Source organism: Citrobacter sp. XY323 (assembly GCF_025106035.1).
GTDB classification, from domain to species: domain Bacteria; phylum Pseudomonadota; class Gammaproteobacteria; order Enterobacterales; family Enterobacteriaceae; genus Citrobacter; species Citrobacter braakii.
In genome coordinates, this window is record NZ_JANYUK010000016.1 from 17,604 (window position 1) to 42,742 (window position 25,139).

21 protein-coding genes are annotated in these 25,139 nt (G+C 53.2%); 14 read left to right on the forward strand and 7 right to left on the reverse strand.

Features of this window, described 5'->3' with window-relative positions:
- Window positions 1-30: 30 nt before the first annotated feature.
- A complete protein-coding gene (lysC, locus tag N0B36_RS20485) occupies window positions 31-1,380 on the reverse strand; it encodes a lysine-sensitive aspartokinase 3 (protein WP_016155333.1) in 1,350 nt (449 codons plus the stop codon).
- Between the two features lie 302 nt (window positions 1,381-1,682).
- On the opposite strand from lysC, the gene pgi reads away from it, so the two are divergent.
- The 5 genes from pgi to N0B36_RS20510 all read left to right on the forward strand — a co-directional run bounded on the left by pgi (window position 1,683) and on the right by N0B36_RS20510 (window position 7,574).
- A complete protein-coding gene (gene pgi / locus N0B36_RS20490) occupies window positions 1,683-3,329 on the forward strand; it encodes a glucose-6-phosphate isomerase (protein ID WP_103767236.1) in 1,647 nt (548 codons plus the stop codon).
- 470 nt (window positions 3,330-3,799) lie between these two features.
- The gene (gene yjbE, locus N0B36_RS20495) at window positions 3,800-4,042 is read left to right on the forward strand and encodes an exopolysaccharide production protein YjbE (RefSeq protein ID WP_016155435.1); all 243 of its coding nucleotides are present in this window, start codon (window positions 3,800-3,802) and stop codon (window positions 4,040-4,042) included.
- Window positions 4,043-4,105: 63 nt separating this feature from the next.
- Complete coding sequence (locus N0B36_RS20500) at window positions 4,106-4,744, forward strand: YjbF family lipoprotein (RefSeq protein WP_259688916.1); 639 nt, start codon at window positions 4,106-4,108, stop codon at window positions 4,742-4,744.
- Complete coding sequence (locus N0B36_RS20505) at window positions 4,741-5,478, forward strand: capsule biosynthesis GfcC family protein (protein ID WP_181221082.1); 738 nt, start codon at window positions 4,741-4,743, stop codon at window positions 5,476-5,478. The genes N0B36_RS20500 and N0B36_RS20505 overlap by 4 nt, the downstream gene beginning before the upstream one ends.
- Window positions 5,478-7,574: a YjbH domain-containing protein gene (locus tag N0B36_RS20510; RefSeq protein WP_259688917.1), complete on the forward strand. Its 2,097-nt coding sequence runs from the start codon at window positions 5,478-5,480 to the stop codon at window positions 7,572-7,574. The genes N0B36_RS20505 and N0B36_RS20510 overlap by 1 nt, the downstream gene beginning before the upstream one ends.
- A gap of 34 nt (window positions 7,575-7,608) precedes the next feature.
- Here the strand turns inward: N0B36_RS20510 and N0B36_RS20515 are convergent, their stop codons facing one another.
- Window positions 7,609-8,061, reverse strand: coding sequence for an acyltransferase (locus N0B36_RS20515; protein WP_016155439.1), 453 nt, complete (start codon window positions 8,059-8,061; stop codon window positions 7,609-7,611).
- A 138-nt stretch (window positions 8,062-8,199) separates the two neighbouring features.
- Here N0B36_RS20515 and psiE point away from each other — a divergent pair, with 138 nt between their 5' ends.
- Complete coding sequence (psiE, locus tag N0B36_RS20520; protein WP_003031674.1) at window positions 8,200-8,610, forward strand: phosphate-starvation-inducible protein PsiE; 411 nt, start codon at window positions 8,200-8,202, stop codon at window positions 8,608-8,610.
- Between the two features lie 45 nt (window positions 8,611-8,655).
- Here the strand turns inward: psiE and xylE are convergent, their stop codons facing one another.
- The 4 genes from xylE to malE form a co-directional block, all read right to left on the reverse strand.
- Window positions 8,656-10,131 carry a D-xylose transporter XylE gene (xylE, locus tag N0B36_RS20525; RefSeq protein WP_259688918.1) on the reverse strand — a complete coding sequence of 492 codons (1,476 nt, stop codon included), beginning with the start codon at window positions 10,129-10,131 and terminating at the stop codon, window positions 8,656-8,658.
- A 324-nt stretch (window positions 10,132-10,455) separates the two neighbouring features.
- A complete protein-coding gene (gene malG, locus N0B36_RS20530) occupies window positions 10,456-11,346 on the reverse strand; it encodes a maltose ABC transporter permease MalG (protein ID WP_016155340.1) in 891 nt (296 codons plus the stop codon).
- 14 nt (window positions 11,347-11,360) lie between these two features.
- A complete protein-coding gene (gene malF, locus N0B36_RS20535; RefSeq protein WP_019077872.1) occupies window positions 11,361-12,905 on the reverse strand; it encodes a maltose ABC transporter permease MalF in 1,545 nt (514 codons plus the stop codon).
- Between the two features lie 187 nt (window positions 12,906-13,092).
- Window positions 13,093-14,283 (reverse strand): maltose/maltodextrin ABC transporter substrate-binding protein MalE, encoded by a 1,191-nt coding sequence (gene malE, locus N0B36_RS20540; protein ID WP_016155342.1) that lies wholly within the window; start codon window positions 14,281-14,283, stop codon window positions 13,093-13,095.
- A 359-nt stretch (window positions 14,284-14,642) separates the two neighbouring features.
- Here malE and malK point away from each other — a divergent pair, with 359 nt between their 5' ends.
- The 5 genes from malK to ubiA all read left to right on the forward strand — a co-directional run bounded on the left by malK (window position 14,643) and on the right by ubiA (window position 19,912).
- Window positions 14,643-15,752, forward strand: coding sequence for a maltose/maltodextrin ABC transporter ATP-binding protein MalK (malK, locus tag N0B36_RS20545; RefSeq protein WP_016155343.1), 1,110 nt, complete (start codon window positions 14,643-14,645; stop codon window positions 15,750-15,752).
- 176 nt (window positions 15,753-15,928) lie between these two features.
- Window positions 15,929-17,287, forward strand: a complete 1,359-nt coding sequence (locus N0B36_RS20550; protein ID WP_016155344.1) for a maltoporin — start codon at window positions 15,929-15,931, stop codon at window positions 17,285-17,287.
- A gap of 113 nt (window positions 17,288-17,400) precedes the next feature.
- Window positions 17,401-18,348: a maltose operon protein MalM gene (gene malM, locus N0B36_RS20555; protein ID WP_103767232.1), complete on the forward strand. Its 948-nt coding sequence runs from the start codon at window positions 17,401-17,403 to the stop codon at window positions 18,346-18,348.
- 180 nt (window positions 18,349-18,528) lie between these two features.
- Window positions 18,529-19,026 carry a chorismate lyase gene (gene ubiC, locus N0B36_RS20560; RefSeq protein WP_016155346.1) on the forward strand — a complete coding sequence of 166 codons (498 nt, stop codon included), beginning with the start codon at window positions 18,529-18,531 and terminating at the stop codon, window positions 19,024-19,026.
- 13 nt (window positions 19,027-19,039) lie between these two features.
- Window positions 19,040-19,912 carry a 4-hydroxybenzoate octaprenyltransferase gene (gene ubiA / locus N0B36_RS20565; protein WP_003826589.1) on the forward strand — a complete coding sequence of 291 codons (873 nt, stop codon included), beginning with the start codon at window positions 19,040-19,042 and terminating at the stop codon, window positions 19,910-19,912.
- A gap of 60 nt (window positions 19,913-19,972) precedes the next feature.
- Here the strand turns inward: ubiA and plsB are convergent, their stop codons facing one another.
- Window positions 19,973-22,393: a glycerol-3-phosphate 1-O-acyltransferase PlsB gene (gene plsB / locus N0B36_RS20570; protein ID WP_137367690.1), complete on the reverse strand. Its 2,421-nt coding sequence runs from the start codon at window positions 22,391-22,393 to the stop codon at window positions 19,973-19,975.
- 171 nt (window positions 22,394-22,564) lie between these two features.
- Between plsB and N0B36_RS20575 the strand changes: the two genes are divergently transcribed.
- From N0B36_RS20575 to dinF, 3 genes are all read left to right on the forward strand, one after another.
- Window positions 22,565-22,933 (forward strand): diacylglycerol kinase, encoded by a 369-nt coding sequence (locus N0B36_RS20575; protein ID WP_003826594.1) that lies wholly within the window; start codon window positions 22,565-22,567, stop codon window positions 22,931-22,933.
- A 109-nt stretch (window positions 22,934-23,042) separates the two neighbouring features.
- Entirely contained in the window at window positions 23,043-23,651 is a 609-nt protein-coding gene (lexA, locus tag N0B36_RS20580) for a transcriptional repressor LexA (RefSeq protein WP_003826596.1), read from the forward strand.
- 134 nt (window positions 23,652-23,785) lie between these two features.
- Complete coding sequence (dinF, locus tag N0B36_RS20585) at window positions 23,786-25,105, forward strand: MATE family efflux transporter DinF (protein ID WP_049041229.1); 1,320 nt, start codon at window positions 23,786-23,788, stop codon at window positions 25,103-25,105.
- The last annotated feature ends 34 nt before the right edge of the window (window positions 25,106-25,139 follow it).

The following is a 25,139-nucleotide window of genomic DNA, read 5'->3' on the forward strand; positions in this document are numbered from 1 at the left end:
TATAGTTATTGTTTATCGCGTGATGAAATATTATTCAAACAAATTATGATGTAGCTTCTGTACCACCTGTTCGGCTTCGCTACCGGGCACCAGGAAGCACAGGTTATGGCTGGACGCGCCGTAGCAAATCATGCGGATGTTGAACGGCTCCAGTACACCAAATACCTCTTTACCCACGCCGCAGGCTTTGGACAGGTCGTTGCCAATCAACGCCACCAGCGCCAGGCCTTCTTCGACTTCAACCCGGCACAGGGCAGACAGTTCCATCAGCAGAGACTGCGTTAACAGCGTATCGCCGGTGGAGGTTGAACCGGTGGTATCCAGCGTCAGCGCTACGCTGACTTCTGATGTGGTAATTAAATCTACCGATATATTGTGGCGTGCAAGGATGCCGAACACTTCTGCTAAAAAGCCGCGGGAGTGCAGCATATTCAGGCTATGCAGCGTCAGCAGCGTCTGCTTACGGCGTAGCGCCAGCGCACGGAACAGCGGTGGATTCGCGGTTTTATTGCAGACCAGCGTACCACCTGCTTTTGGATCTTTGCTGGAGCCAACAAATACCGGGATATCGCTACGTACGGCCGGCAACAGGGTTGCCGGGTGCAGCACTTTCGCGCCAAAGGTCGCCATTTCCGCGGCCTCTTCAAAGGCGATTTCATCAATACGCTGCGCTGCAGGAACAACGCGCGGATCGGTAGTGTAAATGCCTGGAACATCGGTCCAGATATCGACGCGCGTTGCGTGCAGCGCTTCGGCCAGCAGGGCGGCTGTATAATCGCTACCGCCGCGCCCCAACGTGGTGGTGCGGCCTTTGCCTTCGCTGCCGATAAAACCCTGAGTGATTACCAGACCTTCGCTCAGACGCGGGGCCAACTGAAGCGTTGCCAGTTCAGCCAGCGCCGCGACGTCGGGTTCTGCGCGACCAAAACGATCGTTGGTGCGCATCACTTTACGCACGTCAAACCACTGTGCTTGCACGTTGCGTTCACGCAGGATCTCGACGAACAACAGGGTAGACATCAGTTCACCGTGGCTGACCAGTTCGTCGGTCAGGGCGGTAGAGGTCGCCAGTGACGCCGCTTCTGCCAGCGTGGTGATGTTTTCCAGCAGACGTTCAATCTCTTCACGAATTACGTTTGGATAACGCAGGCGTTCCAGAATATTGAACTGAATTTGACGAATGGCGTCGAGTTTTTCGAAGCGCTCGGTTGGCTCCAGCCCTTCAGCCAGTGCGACCAGCAGGTTGGTAATTCCAGCGGAAGCGGAAAGTACCACTACACGGACGTTAGCATCAGAAAGCACCACATCAGCGCTGCGATTCATGGCATCAAAATCCGCCACGCTGGTACCGCCAAACTTGGAGACAACTACATCAGTCATAACTACCTCGTGTCAGGGAATGAATAGAGCGACCATGGCACATAAGGCAGAACGAAAACCGGTGCAGGCGCAAATGCAAATACCGTATTTATAAATAAAATGTGTAGCTTGCACTGTCAACGCTGGGATTATGCGGATTTTTCATGCTGCGTTTCCGTTCAGTAACAGCGCTTATAACATCTATACTTTTTACCCTGGTTCGATGGATACAAGGGCGATGGCATTAAAACAATCACACTTTTCTGTGACTGGCGTTACAATCGATCTCAGTCACAATTCTCAAAATCAGAAGAGTATTGCTAATGAAAAACATCAATCCAACGCAGACCTCAGCCTGGCAGGCACTACAAAAACACTTTGAAGAGATGAAAGACGTTACTATCGCGGATCTGTTCGCGAAAGATAGCGATCGTTTCGCTAAATTTTCCGCGACGTTTGACGATCTGATGCTGGTGGATTTCTCCAAAAACCGCATCACTGAAGAGACGCTGGCTAAACTGCAGGATCTGGCGAAAGAGACCGATTTGGCAGGTGCCATCAAGTCCATGTTCTCCGGTGAGAAAATTAACCGCACTGAAGATCGTGCCGTGCTGCACGTGGCGCTGCGCAACCGTAGCAACACTCCAATCATCGTTGACGGCAAAGATGTGATGCCGGAAGTGAACGCGGTGCTTGAGAAGATGAAATCCTTCTCTGAAGCGATTATCTCCGGAAGCTGGAAAGGCTATACCGGTAAAGCCATTACTGATGTCGTGAACATCGGTATCGGCGGTTCAGACCTCGGCCCGTTCATGGTGACCGAAGCGCTGCGCCCGTACAAAAATCACCTGAACATGCACTTTGTGTCTAACGTCGATGGTACGCACATTGCCGAAGTGCTGAAGAAAGTGAATCCGGAGACTACGCTGTTCCTGGTCGCTTCCAAAACCTTCACCACTCAGGAAACCATGACTAACGCCCACAGCGCGCGCGACTGGTTCCTGGCGACCGCTGGCGACAACAAGCACGTTGCCAAACACTTCGCAGCGCTCTCCACTAACGGTAAAGCGGTTGGCGAGTTCGGTATTGATACCGCCAATATGTTCGAGTTCTGGGACTGGGTTGGCGGTCGTTACTCCCTGTGGTCTGCAATCGGTCTGTCCATCATCCTTTCTGTGGGCTTCGACAACTTTGTTGAGCTGCTTTCTGGCGCGCACGCCATGGACAAACACTTCGCCACCACTCCGGCGGAGAAAAACCTGCCGGTGCTGCTGGCGCTGATCGGTATCTGGTACAACAATTTCTTCGGTGCTGAAACCGAAGCGATTCTGCCGTACGACCAGTATATGCACCGTTTCGCGGCCTACTTCCAGCAGGGCAATATGGAATCCAACGGTAAATACGTTGACCGTAACGGCAATGCGGTGGATTACCAGACAGGCCCAATCATCTGGGGTGAGCCGGGTACTAACGGTCAGCATGCGTTCTACCAGCTGATTCACCAGGGTACCAAAATGGTTCCGTGCGATTTCATCGCTCCGGCAATCACCCACAACCCGCTGTCGGATCACCATCCGAAACTGCTGTCTAACTTCTTCGCCCAGACCGAAGCGCTGGCTTTTGGTAAATCTCGTGAAGTGGTTGAGCAGGAATACCGCGACCAGGGTAAAGATCCGGCAACGCTTGACCACGTTGTTCCGTTCAAAGTGTTCGAAGGTAACCGTCCAACTAACTCCATCCTGCTGCGCGAAATCACACCGTTCAGCCTGGGTGCGCTGATTGCGCTGTACGAGCACAAAATCTTCACTCAGGGCGCGATTCTGAATATCTTCACCTTTGACCAGTGGGGCGTTGAGCTGGGCAAACAGCTGGCGAATCGCATTCTGCCAGAGCTGAATGATGATAAAGAAATCACCAGCCATGATTGCTCAACTAACGGTTTGATTAACCGTTATAAGTCCTGGCGTTAATCTGCTTCTTCCTTCGAGCCGCAGCGGTGTTGGCTGCGTTCGTTAACCCCGGTAACATAGCTATCTATGCTCCCGGGGATTAACGATCTTGCCGCCTTGCTGCAATTCGAATGAATTTGCAGATTACTTATAAAAAAAGCCGATATTAATATCGGCTTTTTTTATAATCTGGCGCCCGAATATCTACGTTTTTGCTTTACACCTTTATTGAGCTTAATCCTAAAATAATTCATTCAACGTTATCGTGTTTCTGGTTTTTTCAGAATTACCGGATGTTGTGTTTTTGTTTTTATATTTTAACTTTTTGATTGTATTGATTTAATTATCTATCGTTAATCATTTTATTTCTTGCTATCTAATTATCCTAAATTCCCGCCTGGCGTAATTTGCACACTTTGGCTTGTGTATACTCGATCTCGCCCGAAATTCTTTTGGGTAAATCTCCATTCATACAATGAAGGGAATTTGTGATGAAAAAAGTTCTGTATGGCCTTTGGGCTATATCTGCGCTTGCGGCGACTTCTGTCTATGCTGCCCCCGTTCAGGTGGGTGAGGCTGCAGGGTCGGCTGCCGCGTCGGTTTCGGCAGGAAGTTCCTCCGCAACCAGCGCGAGCACCGTAAGTTCTGCGGTGGGGGTTGCCCTTGCGGCAACCGGTGGCGGCGATGGTTCTAACACCGGAACCACAACCACCACAACCACCAGTACCCAGTAATACCGGTACGTTTAATTCTAACCACACTTCGGTGTGGTTATTTTGCCGCTGCGGAGAAATGTCGTGAAGCGACCAGCGCTGATAATGGTTTGCCTGTTATTACAGGCGTGCTCAGCCACCACCGAAGGGCTGGGTCATTCGCTATGGGATAGCGTGTTTGGTACTCCCGGCGTACAGATGACGGACGATGAAATCAAAAACATGCCCTACGCCAGCCAGTACATACAGCTCAACGGCGGCCCTCAGCTGTTTGTGGTACTCGCGTTCGCGGAAAACGGACAGCAGAAATGGGTGACTCAGGATCGGGCCATTCTCGTCACGCAGTCTGGGCGCATGGTGAAAACGCATCTCGGCGGGGATAACCTGATCGAGGTGAATAATCTCGCGGCAGATCCGCTCATCAAACCAAACCAGATAGTTGATGGGGCAACGTGGACCCGCACGATGGGCTGGACCGAACATCAGCAGGTGCGCTATGCCACTGCCCGCTCGGTTTTCGAATGGGATGGCACTGACACCATTAAGGTGGGTAGCGAAGATACGCCAGTACGAATCCTTGACGAAGAAGTCACCACCGATCAAACGCGCTGGCATAACCGCTACTGGATCGACAGCGAAGGGCAGATTCGCCAATCGGAACAGTATCTTGGCGCACGTTACTTCCCGGTGAAAACCACGCTGATTAAGGCGGCAAAATCATGATGAAACGAGCCGTTGTGGCGCTGCTATTGAGCCTGAGCGCAGCGTCAGTTTTTGCTGCGGGTAGCGTTAAGGTCTTTACCTCCGCCAGCGAAGAGCCAAAAACGTTGACCGGGGCCGAACATCTGCTCGACCTGGTTGGGCAGCCGCGGTTGAGTAATAGCTGGTGGCCAGGAGCGGTTATCAGCGAAGAGCGGGCAACGACGGAAGCAGAGCGTCAGCAGCAGGCATTACTGGCTCGTCTGGCGATGCTCAGCGCTGAAGCAAGTGGTGACGATGCCGCGGCTATCAACGCATTGCGCCAGCAAATTCAGGCGCTGAAGGTGACCGGCAGACAGAAGATTAATCTCGACCCGGATGTTGTGCGCGTCAGTGAGCGAGGCAACCCGCCGTTGCAGGGCAATTACACGTTGTGGGTCGGGCCGCAGCCAACGGATATAACGCTGTTTGGCCTGCTAAGTCATCCGGGTAAACAACCGTTTATGCCCGGGCGCGATATCGCCAGCTATCTCGATGGGCAACGTCGGCTCAGCGGCGCAGATCGTAGCTACGCCTGGGTCATCTATCCCGACGGACGCACGCAAAAAGTCCCGGTCGCCTACTGGAACAAACGTCACGTTGAGCCGATGCCCGGCAGCATCATTTTTGTCGGACTCTCTGATGCCGTCTGGCGCAGCACCCCGGATGAAATCAATGCCGACATTCTTCGCACCCTGACCCAGCGGATACCCGAATAATGAGAAAAACTTATCTGCTCAGCTTACTGGCGCTGGGCGTAAGCGTTGCCTGCCACGGTGAAACCTGGCCCGCGCCCATTGGACCTTCCCAGTCCGACTTTGGCGGCGTGGGACTGCTGCAAACCCCAACCGCACGCATGGCGCGTGAAGGCGAAATGAGCCTTAACTACCGCGATAACGATCAATACCGTTACTACTCTGCGTCGGTACAACTCTTCCCCTGGCTGGAAACCACCCTGCGCTATACCGATGTGCGTACCAAAAAATACAGCGGCGTGGAGTCGTTTTCTGGCGATCAGACTTATAAAGATAAGGCTTTTGATCTCAAACTTCGCCTGTGGGAAGAGAGCTACTGGATGCCGCAGGTGGCGGTTGGCGCGCGGGATATCGGTGGTACCGGCCTGTTCGATGCGGAGTATGTGGTGGCGAACAAAGCCTGGGGCCCATTTGATTTCTCTCTCGGCCTTGGCTGGGGATATCTCGGGACCAGCGGCAACGTTAGCAATCCGTTTTGCTCATACAGTGATAAATTCTGCCATCGCGATAACAGCTACAAGCAGGCCGGTTCTATTGACGGTAGCCAGATGTTCCACGGCCCGGCGTCGCTGTTTGGCGGCGTAGAGTATCAGACTCCCTGGCAGCCGCTGCGCCTGAAACTGGAGTATGAAGGTAATAATTACCAGCAGGATTTTGCCGGCAAGTTGGATCAGAAGAGCAAGTTTAACGTCGGCGCTATTTATCGCGTCACCGATTGGGCCGACGTTAACCTCAGCTATGAGCGCGGGAATACCTTGATGTTTGGGGTCACGCTGCGGACTAACTTTAACGATCTGCGACCAAACTATAACGACAATACCCGCCCGAAATATCAACCACAGCCGCAGGATGCCATTCTGCAACATTCGGTGGTGGCGAATCAGTTAACGCTGCTGAAATATAATGCCGGGCTGGCGGATCCTAAAATTCAGGTGCAGGGCGATACGCTGTATGTGACGGGTGAACAAGTGAAATACCGTGATTCGCGCGAAGGGATCGAGCGTGCTAACCGGATCGTGATGAACGATCTTCCCGATGGGATCCGCACGATCCGCATTACGGAAAACCGCCTCAACTTGCCGCAGGTGACGACCGAAACGGAGGTTTCCAGCCTCAAGCGCCATCTGGAAAGCGAGCCGTTGGGCCATGAAACTCAACTGGCACAAAAACGCGTCGAGCCCGTGGTACCGAAAACGACCGAGCAGGGCTGGTATATTGATAAGTCGCGCTTCAATTTCCACATCGATCCGGTGCTAAATCAGTCGGTGGGCGGTCCGGAAAACTTCTATATGTATCAGTTGGGCGTGATGGGAACGGCGGATTTGTGGGTTACCGATCATCTGCTGACCACCGGGAGTTTGTTCGCCAACCTCGCCAATAACTATGACAAGTTTAACTACACCAACCCGCCGCAGGATTCGCATTTACCACGCGTGCGTACCCATGTGCGTGAGTATGTGCAAAACGATGTCTACGTGAATAACCTGCAGGCCAACTACTTCCAGTCACTCGGAAACGGGTTCTACGGACAGGTTTACGGTGGCTACCTGGAAACTATGTACGGCGGAGCGGGGGCAGAAGTGCTTTATCGCCCGCTGGACAGCAACTGGGCGTTTGGTGTTGACGCCAACTACGTGAAACAGCGTGACTGGCGCAGCGCGCAGGACATGATGAAGTTCACCGACTACAGCGTGAAGACCGGGCATTTGACGGCTTACTGGAATCCTTCGTTCGCCCAGGATGTACTGGTGAAAGCCAGCGTGGGGCAGTATCTGGCGGGGGATAAGGGCGGAACGCTGGAAGTGGCGAAACGCTTTGACAGCGGCGTAGTGGTGGGGGGCTATGCGACCATCACCGACGCCTCGCCGGATGAGTACGGAGAGGGTGATTTTACCAAAGGGGTGTACGTTTCTGTGCCGCTGGATCTGTTCTCGTCAGGCCCAACCCGCAGTCGTGCGGCGATTGGCTGGACGCCGTTAACACGCGATGGCGGCCAGCAGCTTGGACGTAAGTTTGGTCTGTACGACATGACCAGCGACAGGAGTGAAAACTTCCGCTGATAGATGGCCGGATGGGACCTGCGCTTATCCGGCTCTATAAACGACGTAATAATTTTGCCGGATTTCCCGCATACACGCCTTTCTCGGTGATCGATTTGGTCACCACGCTTCCCGCGCCGACGACCACGCCATCACAGATAGTGACCGCCAGAATGGTCGCTCCGCTACCGATCGAGACATCGTCGCCAATCGTAATACGTCCCCAACTGTTGCGGTCGGCATTGGGTTTTCCTTCGCGAAACATATCGTTGGCGAACATCACGCCGTGACCGATAAAACAGCGGGCGCCGAGGGTGACATATTCGCAGATGAAGGTGTGCGACTGAATTTTGCTGTCTGCGCCAATCTGCGTATTACCCTGGATTTCAACAAATGGTCCGACAAAAACGTTGTCACCCAATGTGCAGTCGTAGAGATTTGCGGGTTCATAGATCACCACGTTCTCACCGCAGGTAACGTTGCGAACAGCGGATTGTCTGAGCTGCATAATTCATCCTGTGAAATGTGTCGTGACACTCATCATTCCCTGCTGACCTTTCTTGCACAAAATATAAACAAAAAATGTAGATCTCTGTCACATTTTTGCGTTATACAGGAACCTTGCCACTGAGTAAGAGGTGCTGTTATGACGTCGCTATCTCGTCCGCGCGTGGAGTTTATCTCCACTATTTTACAGACCGTGTTGAATCTGGGGTTGCTGAGTCTGGGCCTGATCCTGGTCGTATTCCTCGGGAAAGAAACGCTGCATCTGGCGGATGTGCTGTTCGCGCCGGAACAAACCAGCAAATATGAACTGGTGGAAGGGCTGGTGGTTTACTTTCTCTACTTTGAATTTATCGCGCTGATTGTGAAGTACTTTCAGTCAGGTTTTCACTTTCCGCTGCGCTACTTTGTCTATATCGGGATCACTGCGATTGTGCGGTTGATCATTGTCGATCATAAAGCGCCGATGGATGTGCTGATCTATTCTGCGGCGATCCTGCTGCTGGTGATCACCCTGTGGCTGTGTAATTCCAAACGGCTGAAGCGAGAGTAAAAGACAACACGCCGCAATTGGGCTGCGGCGTGTTTTGGGTAAGAATTACTGCGCAGAGGCCGGCTGGGTTTTCTCCGCTGCGGGCTCCCACAGCTCTTCAAGTTCTTCCAGCGTTTTGCCTTTGGTTTCCGGCACAAACTTCCACATAAACAGCGCGGCCAGAATGCCCATACAACCGTAAATCCAGTAGGAGAAACCGTTGTGGAAATGGGAAATCAGCCACGAATTTTTGTCCATCATCGGGAAAGTCCAGGAAACGAAGTAGTTCGCCAGCCATTGCGCGGCAACCGCAATGGCGAGCGCTTTGCCACGAATTGCATTGGGGAAGATTTCGGCCAGCAGCACCCAACAAACCGGTCCCCAGGACATGGCGAATGCGGCGACATAAAACAGCATCGACAGTAACGCAACCAGCCCGGAAGCCTGGGTATAAAAGGCGGTTCCGAGGCTGAACATACCGATGGCCATGCCTAAGGCGCCAATAATCTGCAGCGGCTTGCGACCAAATTTATCCACCGTCATGATCGCCAATACGGTAAAGCTTAGGTTGATCACGCCAACAATAATGGTCTGCAACAGCGCCACGTCAGTGCTGGCTCCCAGCGTTTTAAACACTTCCGGGGCATAGTAGAGCACGACGTTAATACCGACGAATTGCTGGAAGATAGACAGCATCACGCCGATGACGATAACGCCTGCGCCAAACATCAGCAGTCGACCGCCGGTTTTACGACCATGTTCCAGAGACTGATTGATCTCGTGTATGGCCTGGGCGGCGAGGGTGCTGCCCATAATTTTGCGCAGAATACCTTCCGCTTGTTCATGTCTACCACGCGCCATCAGCCAGCGTGGGCTTTCTGGTACGGTATACAGCAGCAGTAAAAATAGCAGAGCGGGAATACTTTCGGACGCAAACATATATCGCCAGCCATCAGTATTCAGCCAGTTAGCGTCACCTGAACGAGCGATAAAATAGTTAACGCAATACACCAATAGTTGACCAAAAATAATGGCGAACTGGTTAAATGACACCAGTTTCCCACGAATATGTGCGGGTGCCAGTTCAGCAATATACATTGGTGAGAGCATTGAGGCTAAACCTACCCCAATACCACCAATGATGCGATAAATAACAAATTCGGGAACGTATCCGGCTAAATAAACAGGTACCGCGTTATCTGGATTAATCGTCGTAAAGCCTAATTCTGGCCAGGCGGATCCAATGCCGGAAATAAAGAACAGCAGGGCGGCGATTTTCAGCGAGTCCCGACGACCAAACCGGTTACTGCAATAGCCGCCCAGCGCGCCGCCGATGATGCAACCAATCAACGCACTGGCGACGCAAAAACCTAACAGCGAGTTGGCAGCGGACTCACTTAAGTGTTGTGGGGCGACAAATACGGTATTTAAGGATTCTACCGTTCCGGAAATGACAGCCGTGTCATAGCCGAATAATAACCCTCCTAATGTTGCGACTAATGTAATCGAAAAAATATAACTGGAATTATATTGAGTGTTCATTCAGACCTGCCTTAAAGGGTACAGCTCTTTTGATCAGTGCGGTGATGGTGAATTTAACAGGCAGGGAAGACAATTATCATTTTTTACATTGCAATTATGTTTTGTCTTTTCTGTGATCTTAATTCTGTTTAATTTGTCGAGTTTCAGGCGAAAAATTGATTTGCAGTGATGGGGGGCACGAAAGGAAATAATCGTAAGCGTAATGCAAAATAACATAAAAAAAGGGCGCTCCGGAGAGCGCCGAATAACAGTCACAGGTTGGGATAACATAAGTTGAGGGTTGCAGTGGCATTGCCCGTTGCCGGGCAGTTACTTCGGTAAAACTTAACCTTTCACACCACCCGCCGTCAGTCCGTTGACCAGCCAGCGCTGTGCCAGCAGGAACACCAGAGTGATCGGAATGGCTGAAAGTACAGCTGCGGCGGCAAAGTCGCCCCACAAATAGTTCTGTGGATTGAGGTACTGCTGCATACCTACCGCAAGGGTATAGCTGTTCACATCACGCAGCAGCAGTGATGCGACCGGTACTTCGGTAATCGCGGCAATGAAAGACAGAATAAACACGACCGCCAGAATCGGAACGGAAAGCGGTAGCAACACCAGGCGGAATGCCTGCCATGGCGTTGCGCCATCCAGCGCGGCCGCTTCTTCCAGCGAACCGTCGATGGTTTCGAAATAGCCCTTAATCGTCCACACATGCAGCGCAATACCGCCGAGATAGGCGAAGATCACGCCACCGTGAGTGTTCAGACCAATAAACGGAATGTACTGGCCCAGGCGGTCAAACAAAGCATACAACGCGACCAGAGACAGCACCGCCGGGAACATCTGGAATATCAGCATCCCTTTCAGCAGGGTTGCTTTGCCCGGGAAGCGCATACGGGCAAAGGCGTAAGCGCAGGTGGTGGAAAGCGTCACGATACCGATCGCGGTAATGGTGGCTACTTTCACCGAGTTCCACAGCCATAACAGCACCGGGAACGGCGGCGGCGTCACGCGGCCATCCGCGTGTTCAACGCTAAAGCCCAGCGCCAGTTTCCAGTGTTCCCAGGAGATGTTTTCCGGGATCAGGCTGCCGGTGGCAAAGTTACCTTCACGCAGCGAGATAGCGATAACCATCAGCAGCGGGAACATGATCGCTGCAATGAAAATCAGCAGCAGCAAGTGCGTTGTTAAGAGACGCAGTTTCTGAGATTTGGGTTGTACCATAGCCATGTTCGTTGTCTCCCTTAATCAAACTTCATACGCGTGGCTTTCAGGTTCACGATGGCCAGCGCACCGACCAGCAGGAAGATCAGCGTGGCAATCGCCGCCGCCAGACCGAAGTCCTGACCACCGCCGCCTTCGAAGGCGATACGGTAGGTGTAGCTCACGAGCAGGTCGGTATAGCCTGCTGGCGTGGTGGTACCAAGACGGTCTGGACCACCGTTGGTCAACAGTTGAATCAGCACGAAGTTGTTAAAGTTAAAGGCGAAGCTGGCGATCATCAGCGGCGTCAGCGGCTTAATCAGCAGCGGCAACGTAATCTTAAAGAAGTTCTGGAACGGACCTGCACCATCCATCGCCGACGCTTCATACAGGTCGTCAGGGATCGCTTTAAGCAGACCCATGCACAGGATCATCATGTACGGATAACCAAGCCAGGTGTTGACGATAATAATCATCGAACGCGCGGTGGTTGGGTCGCTGAACCAGGCCGGTTTGATGCCAAACAGCGCGCTCAGCATCATGTTGATTTCACCGAAGCTCTGGTTGAACAGTCCTTTGAAAATCAGAATCGAAATAAACGACGGTACGGCATACGGCAGAATCAGCAGGACACGGTAAATCGCTTTGCCTTTGAGAGACTCCCACTGTACGAGACAGGCCAGTACCATCCCCACGGCCACGGTGAGGATCACGGTCAGAACGGAGAAGACCACCGTCCAGACAAAGATGGCGAAGAACGGTTTCTGAATGCCTTCGTCGGTAAATACGCGGGCGAAGTTGTCCCAACCGATGGCAACGGTATAGCCTGGGCTGAGTTTTTCGTTACCCCAGCTACCGTCAGCGTTAATTGCCTGATAATAACCAATATCGTTGTTGGCGCGGTATTTTACGCCGCTTTGGCTGTTGGTAAGCGTGCCGTCATCAGCGAGCGTATAGAGTGGCTGCGTGCCGGAAAACTGGCGCAGTGAACTCATAATCACTTTGCTTTCATCTGGCAGGATGGCGGTGAGTTGGGTTAACGCCTGGCGATTTTGCGTGATGACACGCAGCGTCGCACGTTCGCCCGCTGGCAGCGCTTCGGCTTCTTTCAACTGCAGTTTCTGTTCGCCGCCAAATTTAAAGGCGTCGGAGAGATAATTCTTGCCAGTTTCACCGTCGGTGAGGGCCAGTTGCCACTCCGTACCCGCCGGATACAGGCCGAAGTTGTAGGTTTTCCCCGCCTGATAAGAACGGTCCATCAGGACTTCCTGAGCACGTTCAAAGGTCAGTTGGTTGGTGCTGCTGTAGTTGGTAAAGGCAATTGCGATAGTACAAATTAGCGGAAACAGGACAAACAGCCCCATCCCTGCAACGCCTGGGTAAACATAGCGCCAGGCGTAGGCTTTACGGTTAGCAAAAATATACAGGCCAGCAGAGCTTAAAATCAGCGTCATGATGGCAAACAGGTACTCCCCCTGAGCATACATCAAAACAACAAGGTAACCGACCAGCAGCCCAAGCAGACCCATCACTGACCATTTCAGCCGGTCGCTTTGCCACCAGTGTTTCTTTTTAATGACATCCATGGGGATCAATCCTCTTTACGCTTTATCCTTCGCACTACCTCTTTGTTGGCTGCGGAAGCTCACCCCAGTCACTTACTTATGTAAGCTCCTGGGGATTTGCCTCCTTGCCGCCTCGATGTAGCGCGAATGATTTCGCGTAACAACGTATTCAATAAACCTGATTCCCTAAGAAATAAGGGAAACCGTATTACTTGGTGATACGACCTTGTGCATCTTTCAGCGCGGCATCGACGGTCTGACGGCCGCTGGCAGCGTTGATCACTGCGGTACGAACGGCATACCAGAATGCGGACATCTGCGGGATGTTCGGCATGATCTCGCCTTTCTGGGCGTTATCCATGGTAGCCGCGATACGCGGGTCTTTTGCTAACTGATCCTGGAAGGATTTCAGCGCAACCGCGCCCAGCGGTTTGTCCTTATTCACTTCATCCAGACCCTGATCGGTCAGCAGGTAGTTTTCGAGGAACTCTTTTGCCAGTTCTTTGTTCGGGCTGGCAGCGTTGATACCTGCGCTCAGAACGCCCACGAACGGTTTGGACGGTTTACCCTTGAAGGTTGGCAGCAGGGCAACGCCGTAATTCACCTTGCTCTTATCGATGTTGGACCACGCCCACGGACCGTTGATGGTCATCGCGGTGTCACCTTTGTTAAAGGCCGCTTCGGCGATGGAGTAATCGGTATCCGCGTTCATGTGTTTGTTCTTGATCAGATCAACCAGGAAGGTCAGACCCGCTTTTGCGCCCGCGTTGTCCACGCCCACGTCTTTCACGTCGTACTTGCCGTTTTCAAACTTGAACGCGTAACCGCCGTCGGCGGCAATCAGCGGCCAGGTGAAGTACGGTTCTTGCAGGTTGAACATCAGCGCGGATTTCCCTTTCGCCTTCAGTTCTTTATCCAGCGCAGGAATTTCTTCCCAGGTTTTTGGCGGGTTCGGAACGAGGTCTTTGTTGTAAATCAGCGACAGCGCTTCAACCGCAATTGGGTAGGCAATCAGTTTGCCGTTATAGCGTACGGCATCCCAGGTGAACGGATAGAGTTTGTCCTGGAACGCTTTATCTGGGGTGATTTCAGCCAGCAGGCCAGACTGAGCGTAGCCGCCAAAACGGTCATGTGCCCAGAAGATGATGTCCGGGCCGTCGCCAGTCGCGGCAACCTGTGGGAACTTCTCTTCCAGTTTGTCCGGGTGCTCAATGGTGACTTTGATACCGGTGTCTTTCTCGAATTTTTTGCCCACTTCAGCGAGGCCGTTATAGCCTTTGTCGCCGTTAATCCAGATAACCAGCTTACCTTCTTCAATCTTGGCGAGAGCCGAGGCGGAAAACATCATCGTCGTTAATGCAGACAATGCGAGGATGCGTGCGCCAGTTTTGATTTTCATAGTTCCCATCCTGTTTGGTGATTTTGCAGAGGTGGCTTAACGGTTACTAGTTTCTTTATACGACAACCTCTTTCCATCCTCCTTACCCCTACGCCCCACCCGCTCTTTATGTGATCTGTGTTACATAAATGTGAGTATTGCGTACTGGCGCACATAAAAACCCACTGATTTTTGCAGGCTGCATCACGAAATTCCTCCGCGGCGTACGGCCCGGGTCTCAGACGCTGTTCTCTCATCCTCCCGCCTCCTCCCCCATAAAAAAGCCGGGGGTGGAGGATTCACGCAGTCAAGGGATCACGCATAGTCAGCCCATCATGAATGTTGCTGTCGATGACAGGTTGTAACGAAGGGAGAAGGGCATGGCGAGCGTACAGCTGCGAAATGTAACGAAAGCCTGGGGTGACGTGGTGGTATCGAAAGATATCAATCTCGACATTCACGAAGGGGAATTCGTGGTGTTTGTCGGACCGTCTGGCTGCGGTAAGTCGACCTTGCTGCGTATGATCGCCGGACTTGAAACCATCACCAGTGGCGACCTGTTTATCGGGGAGACCCGGATGAACGACATTCCCCCCGCCGAACGCGGCGTGGGCATGGTCTTTCAGTCCTACGCGTTGTATCCCCATTTATCCGTCGCAGAAAACATGTCGTTTGGCCTCAAACTGGCTGGCGCAAAAAAAGAGGTGATGAATCAGCGCGTGAATCAGGTCGCGGAAGTTCTGCAACTGGCGCACCTGCTGGAGCGTAAACCGAAAGCGCTTTCCGGCGGACAACGTCAGCGTGTGGCGATTGGCCGAACGCTGGTTGCCGAGCCGCGCGTATTCCTGCTGGATGAACCGCTGTCGAACCTCGACGCCGCTCTGCGTGTGCAAATGCGTATTGAAATCTCCCGCCTGCATAAACGTCTGGGCCGCACGATGATTTACGTCACCCACGATCAGGTCGAAGCGATGACGCTGGCCGACAAAATTGTGGTGCTGGATGCTGGTCGCGTGGCGCAGGTCGGCAAACCGCTGGAGCTATACCACTATCCGGCTGACCGCTTTGTGGCGGGCTTTATTGGTTCGCCGAAGATGAACTTCCTGCCGGTGAAAGTCACCGGGACGGCCATCGATCAGGTGCAGGTTGAACTGCCTAACCGCCAGCAAATATGGCTACCAGTGGACAGCCATGCGGTACAGGTTGGTGCCAACATGTCTTTAGGTATCCGCCCGGAACATCTGCTGCCCAGCGATATCGCCGATGTCACCCTCGAAGGTGAAGTGCAGGTGGTCGAGCAGCTTGGTCACGAAACTCAAATTCATATCCAGATCCCCGCCATCCGTCAAAACCTGGTTTACCGCCAGAACGACGTGGTGTTGGTAGAAGAGGGTGCCACATTCGCCATCGGCCTGCCGCCAGAGCGTTGCCATCTGTTCCGTGAGGATGGCACTGCATGTCGTCGGTTGCATCAAGAGCCGGGCGTTTAAGGTCCCCATAAAAAACGAAACGCAAAGCCATTCGAAGCTACATCGAGGCGGCAAGTAAATGAATCCCCGGGAGTGTACAAAGAGTACGCGACTGGGGTGAAAGAACGCAGCCAACAAAGAGGCAGCCCGAAGGGGGACGCGTTTAAAGAAAAGCAATGATCTCAGGAGATAGAACGATGATTACTCTGCGCAAACTCCCTCTGGCGGTTGCTGTAGCAGCAGGCATTATGTCTGTTCAGGCAATGGCTGTAGATTTCCACGGTTACGCTCGTTCCGGTATTGGCTGGACAGGGAGTGGCGGTGAACAACAGTGTTTCCAGGCAACCGGTGCACAAAGTAAATACCGTCTCGGTAACGAATGTGAAACCTATGCGGAAATCAAATTAGGTCAGGAAGTGTGGAAAGAAGGCGATAAGAGCTTCTACTTCGACACCAACGTTGCTTACTCCGTCGCACAGCAGAATGACTGGGAAGGCACAGACCCGGCATTCCGTGAAGCAAACGTGCAGGGTAAAAACCTGATCGAATGGCTGCCAGGCTCCACTATCTGGGCCGGTAAGCGCTTCTACCAGCGTCATGACGTACACATGATCGACTTCTACTACTGGGATATTTCAGGTCCTGGCGCCGGTATTGAAAACATCGATCTGGGCTTCGGTAAACTGTCTTTGGCAGCGAGCCGTTCACAGGAAGCGGGTGGTTCATACGCTTTCAGCAGCCAGAATATCTATGATCGTACCAAAGACACCGCGAACGATGTCTTTGACGTTCGTTTAGCGCAGTTGGCAACTAACCCGGATGGGATGTTGGAACTGGGCGTTGACTATGGTCGCGCGAATACCACCGATGATTACAGGCTGGCGGACGGCGCATCTAAAGATGGTTGGATGTTCACCGCTGAACATACCCAGAGCATGCTGAAGGGCTACAACAAGTTTGTCGTTCAGTACGCCACAGATTCCATGACCACCCAGGGCAAAGGCCTGAACCAGGGTTCTTATGGTTCTTCCACTACGACCATTGAAGATCCCGTTACTGGCGTTAAAACCAACTATGCCAACAACGTTGTGAATAACAACGGTAGCCTGTTCCGCGTGCTGGACCACGGTGCAATCTCCCTGGGCGACAAGTGGGACCTGATGTACGTCGGTATGTACCAGAACCTCGACATGGATAACGACCTGGGGACCGAATGGTACACCGTCGGTATTCGCCCGATGTATAAATGGACGCCAATCATGAGCACCCTGCTGGAAGTCGGTTACGACAACGTCAAATCTCAGCAGACCAGCGATCGCAACAGCCAGTACAAAATCACCCTGGCCCAACAATGGCAGGCGGGTGACAGCATCTGGTCTCGTCCGGCAATCCGCGTCTTCGCAACCTATGCAAAATGGGATGAAGAGTGGGGTTACATCAAAAATGGTAACGACGTAACCAAATTCGCAGCGGCAACGAACTCTGGCCTCAGCACAACCAGCCGTGGCGACAACGATGAGTGGTCCTTCGGTGCCCAGATGGAAATCTGGTGGTAATTCAGCACTAACCTGACGTAAAGACCGAAAGAGGGGCGCAAGCCCCTCTTGATTACGGTTTAGCGCGCTATTGCCTGGCCACCGCTGAACCCATGCTATCTGAGGTGATAACAATGAAAATGAAGAAAAGTCTCGTTGCCCTTTGTTTATCTGCAGGGTTATTTGCCAGCGCACCTGGCATCAGCCTGGCCGATGTGAATATTGTTCCGCAGAACACCACCGCGGCCCCATCTATTCCCACTGCGGCGCTGCAGCAGTTAACCTGGACGCCTGTTGATCAATCCAAAACCCAGTCTTCGCCGCTTGCGACAGCGGGTCAGCGTCTGGATGTCGCCGGTATTACTGGCCCGGTCGCTGCGTATAGCGTCCCGGCGAATATTGGCGAACTCACCCTGACGCTGTCCAGTGAAGTGAATAAACAAACCAGCGTATTTGCGCCAAACGTATTAATTCTTGACCAAAACATGACGCCATCTGCGTTCTTCCCCAGCAGCTATTTTACCTACCAGGAGCCCGGCGTGATGAGTGCCGATCGTCTGGAAGGAGTAATGCGTCTGACGCCAGCGCTGGGTCAGCAAAAACTCTATGTTTTGGTCTTTACCACTGATAAAGATCTCCAGCAGACCACAACCCTGCTTGACCCGGCAAAAGCCTATGCCAAGGGCGTAGGTAACGCTATTCCGGATATTCCAGACCCGATCGCCCGTCATACCACCGACGGTTTACTGAAACTGAAAGTCAAAACCAGCTCCTCCTCCAGTGTTCTGGTCGGGCCGCTGTTTGGCTCATCCGGCCCTGGTCCTGTCACGGTGGGCAATACCGCCGCGCCTGCGGTGACCTATGCGGCTCCGGCAGCAGCCGTTGCGTCTCCAGCGCCACAACCGGTGAAGAAAAGTGAGCCGATGCTGAACGACACGGAAAGTTATTTTAACCAGGGCATTAAGGATGCCGTTGCGAAAGGCGATGTCGATAAAGCGCTGAAGCTGCTTGATGAAGCTGAGCGTCTGGGATCCAAATCTGCCCGATCCACCTTTATCAGCAGTGTAAAAGGCAAGGGGTAAACATCGCCCCGCATTGTTGATTTTGCAACAACTGGTGCGTCTCCTGGCGCACCTTTTTTTATCCTTCGGTGCTAATTGTTACACTTATGTTGCTCTGGCGATCACTTAATTGTGTTTGCTCACCCCGTAATGCATTTTCTGCGATACAATGCCTTCAAGTTATAAATCGGAGAGTAAGGCATGCCACACCCTGCGTTAACGCAACTGCGTGCGCTGCGTTATTTTGATGCGATCCCGGCGCTGGACGCCCAACTGCTCGACTGGTTGTTACTGGAAGATTCCATGACTAAACGTTTTGAGCAGCAGGGAAAACAGGTCACCGTAACGTTGATTCGCGAAGCATTCGTTGGGCAAAATGAGGTGCCTGAAGAGCTGCCGCTGCTGCCTAAAGAGTCCCGTTATTGGTTACGTGAAATCCTGTTATGCGCGGATGGTGAACCCTGGCTTGCCGGGCGGACCGTGGTGCCTGAATCAACCTTGTGCGGCCCTGAGCTGGCCTTACAAAATCTGGGGAAAACCCCGCTCGGACGTTACCTGTTTACATCATCGACATTGACCCGAGATTTTATTGAGATTGGCCGCGATGCAGCGCTGTGGGGGCGCCGTTCCCGCCTGCGGCTGAGCGGTAAGCCGCTGATGCTTACCGAGCTTTTTCTACCTGCATCGCCGTTGTACTGAGAGGAAGATAAAGATGGAGTGGAGTCTGACGCAGAATAAGCTGCTGGCATTTCACCGCTTGATGCGTACGGATAAGCCAATCGGTGCCTTACTGCTGCTCTGGCCTACGCTGTGGGCATTGTGGGTGGCAACCCCAGGCATGCCGCAATTGTGGATCCTGGCGGTTTTTGTCGCTGGCGTTTGGTTAATGCGCGCCGCCGGCTGCGTGGTGAATGATTATGCCGACAGGAAATTTGACGGACACGTTAAACGCACCGCAAATCGCCCGTTGCCGAGCGGGGCCGTCACTGAAAAAGAGGCCCGAACGCTGTTCGTCGTATTGGTACTGCTGGCCTTCCTGCTGGTTTTGACGCTCAACACGATGACCATTTTGTTGTCCGTTGCGGCGTTAGCGCTGGCGTGGGTTTACCCGTTCATGAAACGCTATACGCACCTGCCGCAGGTGGTGCTGGGGGCGGCGTTTGGCTGGTCGATCCCGATGGCGTTCGCCGCCGTGAGCGAGTCCGTACCGCTGAGCTGCTGGCTGATGTTCCTTGCCAATATTCTCTGGGCGGTGGCCTACGACACCCAATATGCGATGGTTGACCGCGATGATGACCTGAAGATCGGCATTAAATCGACCGCGATTCTGTTCGGTCAAAACGACAAGCTGATCATTGGTATCCTGCAGGTGGGCGTACTGGTGCTGATGGCGCTGGTGGGTTGGCTAAACGGGCTGGGACTGGGTTATTACTGGTCTCTGCTGGTGGCCGGCGCGCTGTTTGTATATCAGCAGAAACTGATCGTCAATCGCGAGCGTGATGCCTGTTTTAAAGCGTTTATGAACAATAACTACGTCGGTCTGGTGCTGTTCTTAGGGCTGGCGATGAGCTACTGGCATTTTTGAGTTTGGCTTAGCCTGCAAAATAAAAAACCGGTCATTTTATTTCGACCGGTTTTTTTATGCTTACTCGCCTTGTGTGGCGCTCTCGATGGTCAGACGCACATCTGACGTGACCAGTTCGGCCAACATCTGATAGATCTTCATCGTCTCTTCCGGTTCGGCATCTCCGGTATCGCTGATGAATCCCTCGTCACGCAGCGTCAGCACCAGAGAGCTGAACACGGCTTTATCGAAGAATTCCGGCGCGTTAATGCCGTGCAGTACGGAGAGGCGTTGCGCCACGGTACGGCTCTCTTTCTCCAGCGTGCCACGGTTGATAGACGGGTTCGCGCTCAGCAGCCAGAAGGTAATGGCGTAGCGTTGCAACGTCTCGCGAGCACCCGCCGCCAACAGCTGTAGCGTACGGGAGCGGGCCGGATTGATATGCAGTTCGTCATCGTTCAGGGCGATCAGTCCCTGGCGCTGCATTTCGCTGGCCAGTTCGTCAATCACTCCGGCGAGTTCATCACGCTCCCAACGTAAGAACAGCTCTGCTTTCAGCATCGGGTACAGCGCATCAATATGCTGCTGTAGCGCGGCGCGTGAAATACGACGATGCTGAGTCACAATGGCTGCCATTAACGAAGGCAGAACCAGCATATGCGCAATGTTGTTGCGGTAATACGTCATCAATACCGCCTGCTCGCGCGGCAGAATGATGATGTCACCGATGGTGTCTTTCTCGACCTCAAACTTATTCATCTGTAAGGCATGGTCGATCAATTCACTGGCGCTCTGCGCAGGAACCGTACAATCTGCCGCATACGGCACGTTGCGCAGCAGACTCAGATAGCAGTCGAGCTGTTCAGTCAGTTGCTCACGGGTCAGAGAGCGCTGGCGGGAGGCCAACAGCGCGGTACAGCACAGGTTCATGGCATTGGCCGCGCCTGCATTGTTAATGCGTACCATCAGATCGGCGGCAATGTTATTCACCGTCGGCGTCAGCCAGGCCGGACGGATGGACTCGATAGGATCGATCGATTCACGCCACTCCGGTACATGCTGGTTGAGGTAAGTCATCAATGGCATCGGTTCGCCAAAGTTGACATAACCCTGACCCAGATTACGCAGCTTGCTCAAGCCACGCAGCATTTGCGGCAAACTCTCTTTCTCTTTCGTCGCGCCACGCAGCTCTTTCGCGTACGTGCCCACTTCCATTACGTGCTCGTAACCGATGTAGATGGGGACGAGGGTAATCGGACGCGTACCACCGCGCAGCATCGCCTGAATGGTCATCGACAGCGTGCCGGTTTTCGGGTCGAGCAGACGCCCGGTACGTGAACGGCCTCCTTCGACAAAGTATTCAACCGAGTAGCCGCGGCTGAACAACTCGCCCAGGTATTCGCGGAAAACGGTGGAATAGAGCTTGTTGCCCTTGAAGGTACGACGAATAAAGAACGCGCCCAGACGACGGAAAATCGGACCTGCTGGCCAGAAGTTCAGGTTGATACCGGCAGCGATGTGCGGCGGAACCAGCCCCTGGTGGTACAGAACGTACGACAGCAGCATATAGTCCATATGGCTGCGGTGGCACGGAACATAGACGATTTCGTGCCCATCGTGCGCCAACTGACGTACACGCTCCGCATTGTGAACGTTAATCCCCTGATACAGACGGTTCCAGGTAAAGCCCAGAATACGGTCTGTCAGACGAATCATCTCGTAGGAGAAATTGGCGGCAATCTCTTCCATCAGCGCAATGGCATTTTGTTGCGCTTTTTCGTGGGAGATTTTTTTACTGCGCGCTTCATCTTCTACCGCGCGAGCGATAGCTTTTGAGGCCAGCAGCTTATTGAACAGGTCCTGGCGGGCAGGGAGGCGCGGGCCGACTGCGGCCAGACGCTGACGAGCAAAGTGCATGCGCGCCACGCGAGCCAGCTTCTGAGCGATGATTTTATCCGTACCGTGTTCGTCCGCCATGCGACGCAGGGAGACCGACGGGGAGAAGCGGACAAAACTGTCGCGACCCAGCCAGGACACAGCAAAGAATTTCTGTACGCCGTTCAGCATGCGCAGCGGCGGATTGACCTCGCCTTTTTCACGCCCAGGCGCACGGCCAAACATCACCGAAACCGGCACCATTTGCACATCCAGGTCTGGATTGCTGCGATGCAAGTCGAGATAGTTATGGAACAGCTTAATGGACTCTTCTTTCGGCGTGTAATAGGTGAACACGCGCGGGCCGCCGTGAATAAACACGTAGCGCGGCAGCAGAGTTCCGTCTATCTCCAGCGGTTCCAGGGGATCCGGGAGATCGTGCACCAGACATTGGGCACGCAGCGTCAGCAAGTCTGCTTTTGAGTTGTACGGTAGGACGTACATAATGGGACGCGAAGTATCGAGCCCCAATTCCGGGGCAGGTTCTGCCGGAATAGACTTGCTTTTTACCAGGACGCTTAATGGTAAATTCAGTAATTTGTAGTAAATTCGTGGCCAGCCGGACATAAACGATGTAAAGCCTCTGGTTAATAATGCAAATGCGCTGCAAGGATATCAGAAAGTTTAGTGAATTTCTGGTGTATCCGGTCATACTTCGCGCTGCTTTGCCACACCCTGAAACAAACGGGGTAACGTTACAATGACATTGACGCTAATAATGTAAAAAGGTTCTTTTTGATGGCCAATAATACCACTGGATTCACCCGAATTATCAAAGCTGCAGGCTATTCCTGGAAAGGTTTTCGCGCCGCATGGATCAATGAGGCGGCATTCCGCCAGGAAAGCGTTGCCGTGCTGTTGGGCGTAGCCATCGCCTGCTGGCTGGACGTTGACGCCATTACCCGCGTGCTGTTGATTGGTTCCGTGATGCTGGTGATGATCGTTGAAATCCTCAACAGTGCGATTGAGGCGGTGGTTGACCGTATTGGCTCTGAGTATCACGAACTTTCCGGTCGGGCGAAAGATATGGGCTCGGCAGCGGTATTGCTGTCTATTTTTGTCGCTCTGATCACCTGGGGCATCCTGTTGTGGTCGCATTTGCGATAAAGATTCCACAACTGCATAAATCTCCTGTTTTTTGTGCAGTTTGCGGTTCCAAAATCACCTTTAGCTGTATATACTCACAGCATAACTGTATATACACCCAGGGGGCGGAATGAAAGCGTTAACGGCCAGGCAGCAAGAGGTGTTTGATCTCATTAGGGATCACATCAGCCAGACAGGTATGCCACCGACGCGTGCGGAGATCGCGCAGCGTTTGGGGTTCCGTTCCCCAAACGCCGCTGAAGAACACCTGAAAGCGCTTGCGCGTAAAGGCGTCCTTGAAATTGTATCCGGCGCATCGCGCGGTATTCGACTGCTGCAGGAAGAAGAAGAAGGGTTACCGCTTGTCGGACGTGTGGCGGCAGGCGAGCCACTGCTGGCGCAGCAGCACATCGAAGGCCACTATCAGGTCGATCCTTCACTGTTCAAACCGAACGCCGATTTTCTGCTGCGCGTCAGCGGTATGTCGATGAAAGACATCGGTATTATGGACGGTGATTTACTGGCTGTGCATAAAACTCAGGATGTGCGTAACGGTCAGGTTGTTGTTGCCCGTATCGATGACGAAGTCACCGTCAAGCGTCTGAAAAAGCAGGGCAACAAGGTTGAACTCCTGCCAGAAAACAGCGAATTTAAACCTATTGTTGTCGACCTGCGCGAGCAAAACTTCACTATTGAAGGGTTGGCGGTAGGCGTCATTCGTAACGGTGAATGGCTGTAATTTTCTGTTGATTCCCTGTAGGCCGGATAAGACGTTTACATCGTTATCTGGCAACTTGCCCGGTGGCGCTACGCTTACCGGGCCTACACAGCATCTTTTTTCAGTACATCTAACTTCTTCTCAGGCTCTCCTGTATGCCTTTCTTTACCTCTTCTGATAAAGCACTCTGGCACCTCGCCTTACCGATGATCTTCTCCAATATCACCGTTCCCCTGTTGGGACTGGTGGACACCGCGGTGATTGGTCATCTGGATAGTCCGGTCTATCTTGGCGGCGTTGCTGTTGGCGCCACGGCGACCAGCTTTCTCTTTATGCTGCTACTTTTTTTGCGCATGAGTACCACCGGCCTTACCGCACAGGCATTTGGCGCGAAAAATCCGCAGGCGCTGGCGCGCGCGTTGGTGCAGCCGCTATTGCTGGCGCTGGGCGCGGGGTTGCTTATCGCACTGTTTCGGACGCCGATTATCGATCTGGCTCTGCACATTGTCGGCGGAAGTGAGGCGGTACTGGAGCAGGCCCGACGCTTCCTGGAAATCCGCTGGTTAAGCGCACCCGCGTCGCTGGCGAATTTGGTGCTGCTCGGCTGGTTGCTTGGCGTTCAGTATGCGCGCGCGCCAGTTATCCTGTTGATTGTCGGCAATATTCTCAACATTGTGCTCGATTTATGGCTGGTAATGGGCCTGCATATGAACGTGCAGGGGGCGGCGTTGGCGACGGTGATTGCCGAATATGCCACGCTGCTGATCGGCCTGATGATGGTACGCAAAGTCCTGCATATGCGTGGAATTTCGCTGGCAATGTTGAAGCTGGCGTGGCGTGGCAACTTCCGTCGTTTGCTGGCGCTCAACCGCGACATCATGCTGCGTTCTCTGCTGCTACAGCTCTGCTTTGGGGCCATTACGGTTCTGGGCGCGCGTTTGGGAGGCGACATCATCGCGGTAAACGCCGTTCTGATGACTCTGCTGACGTTTACCGCCTACGCGCTGGATGGATTTGCCTATGCTGTGGAAGCGCATTCGGGTCAGGCCTATGGGGCGAGGGATGGCAGCCAGTTGCTTGATGTCTGGCGGGCGGCCTGTCGACAGTCCGGTATTGTGGCTATTCTGTTTTCGCTGGTTTACGCCCTGTTTGGCGAGCAGATTGTTGCGCTGCTGACCTCGCTGCCGCAAATCCAACTGTTGGCCGATCGCTATCTTTTCTGGCAGGTGGTTTTGCCGCTAGTGGGAGTGTGGTGTTATCTGCTCGACGGTATGTTTATTGGAGCGACACGGGCTGCAGAAATGCGCAACAGTATGGCCGTTGCCGCAGCAGGATTCGCATTAACGCTACTGGCTTTACCGTTGCTGGGAAATCATGGTTTGTGGCTGGCGTTAACCGTTTTTCTCGCGCTGCGTGGGCTTTCCCTGGCCTTTATCTGGCGGCGTCACTGGCGTAATGGAACCTGGTTTGCCTGAGCGGATGGTTAAAAATTCCGAATAGTAAATAAAA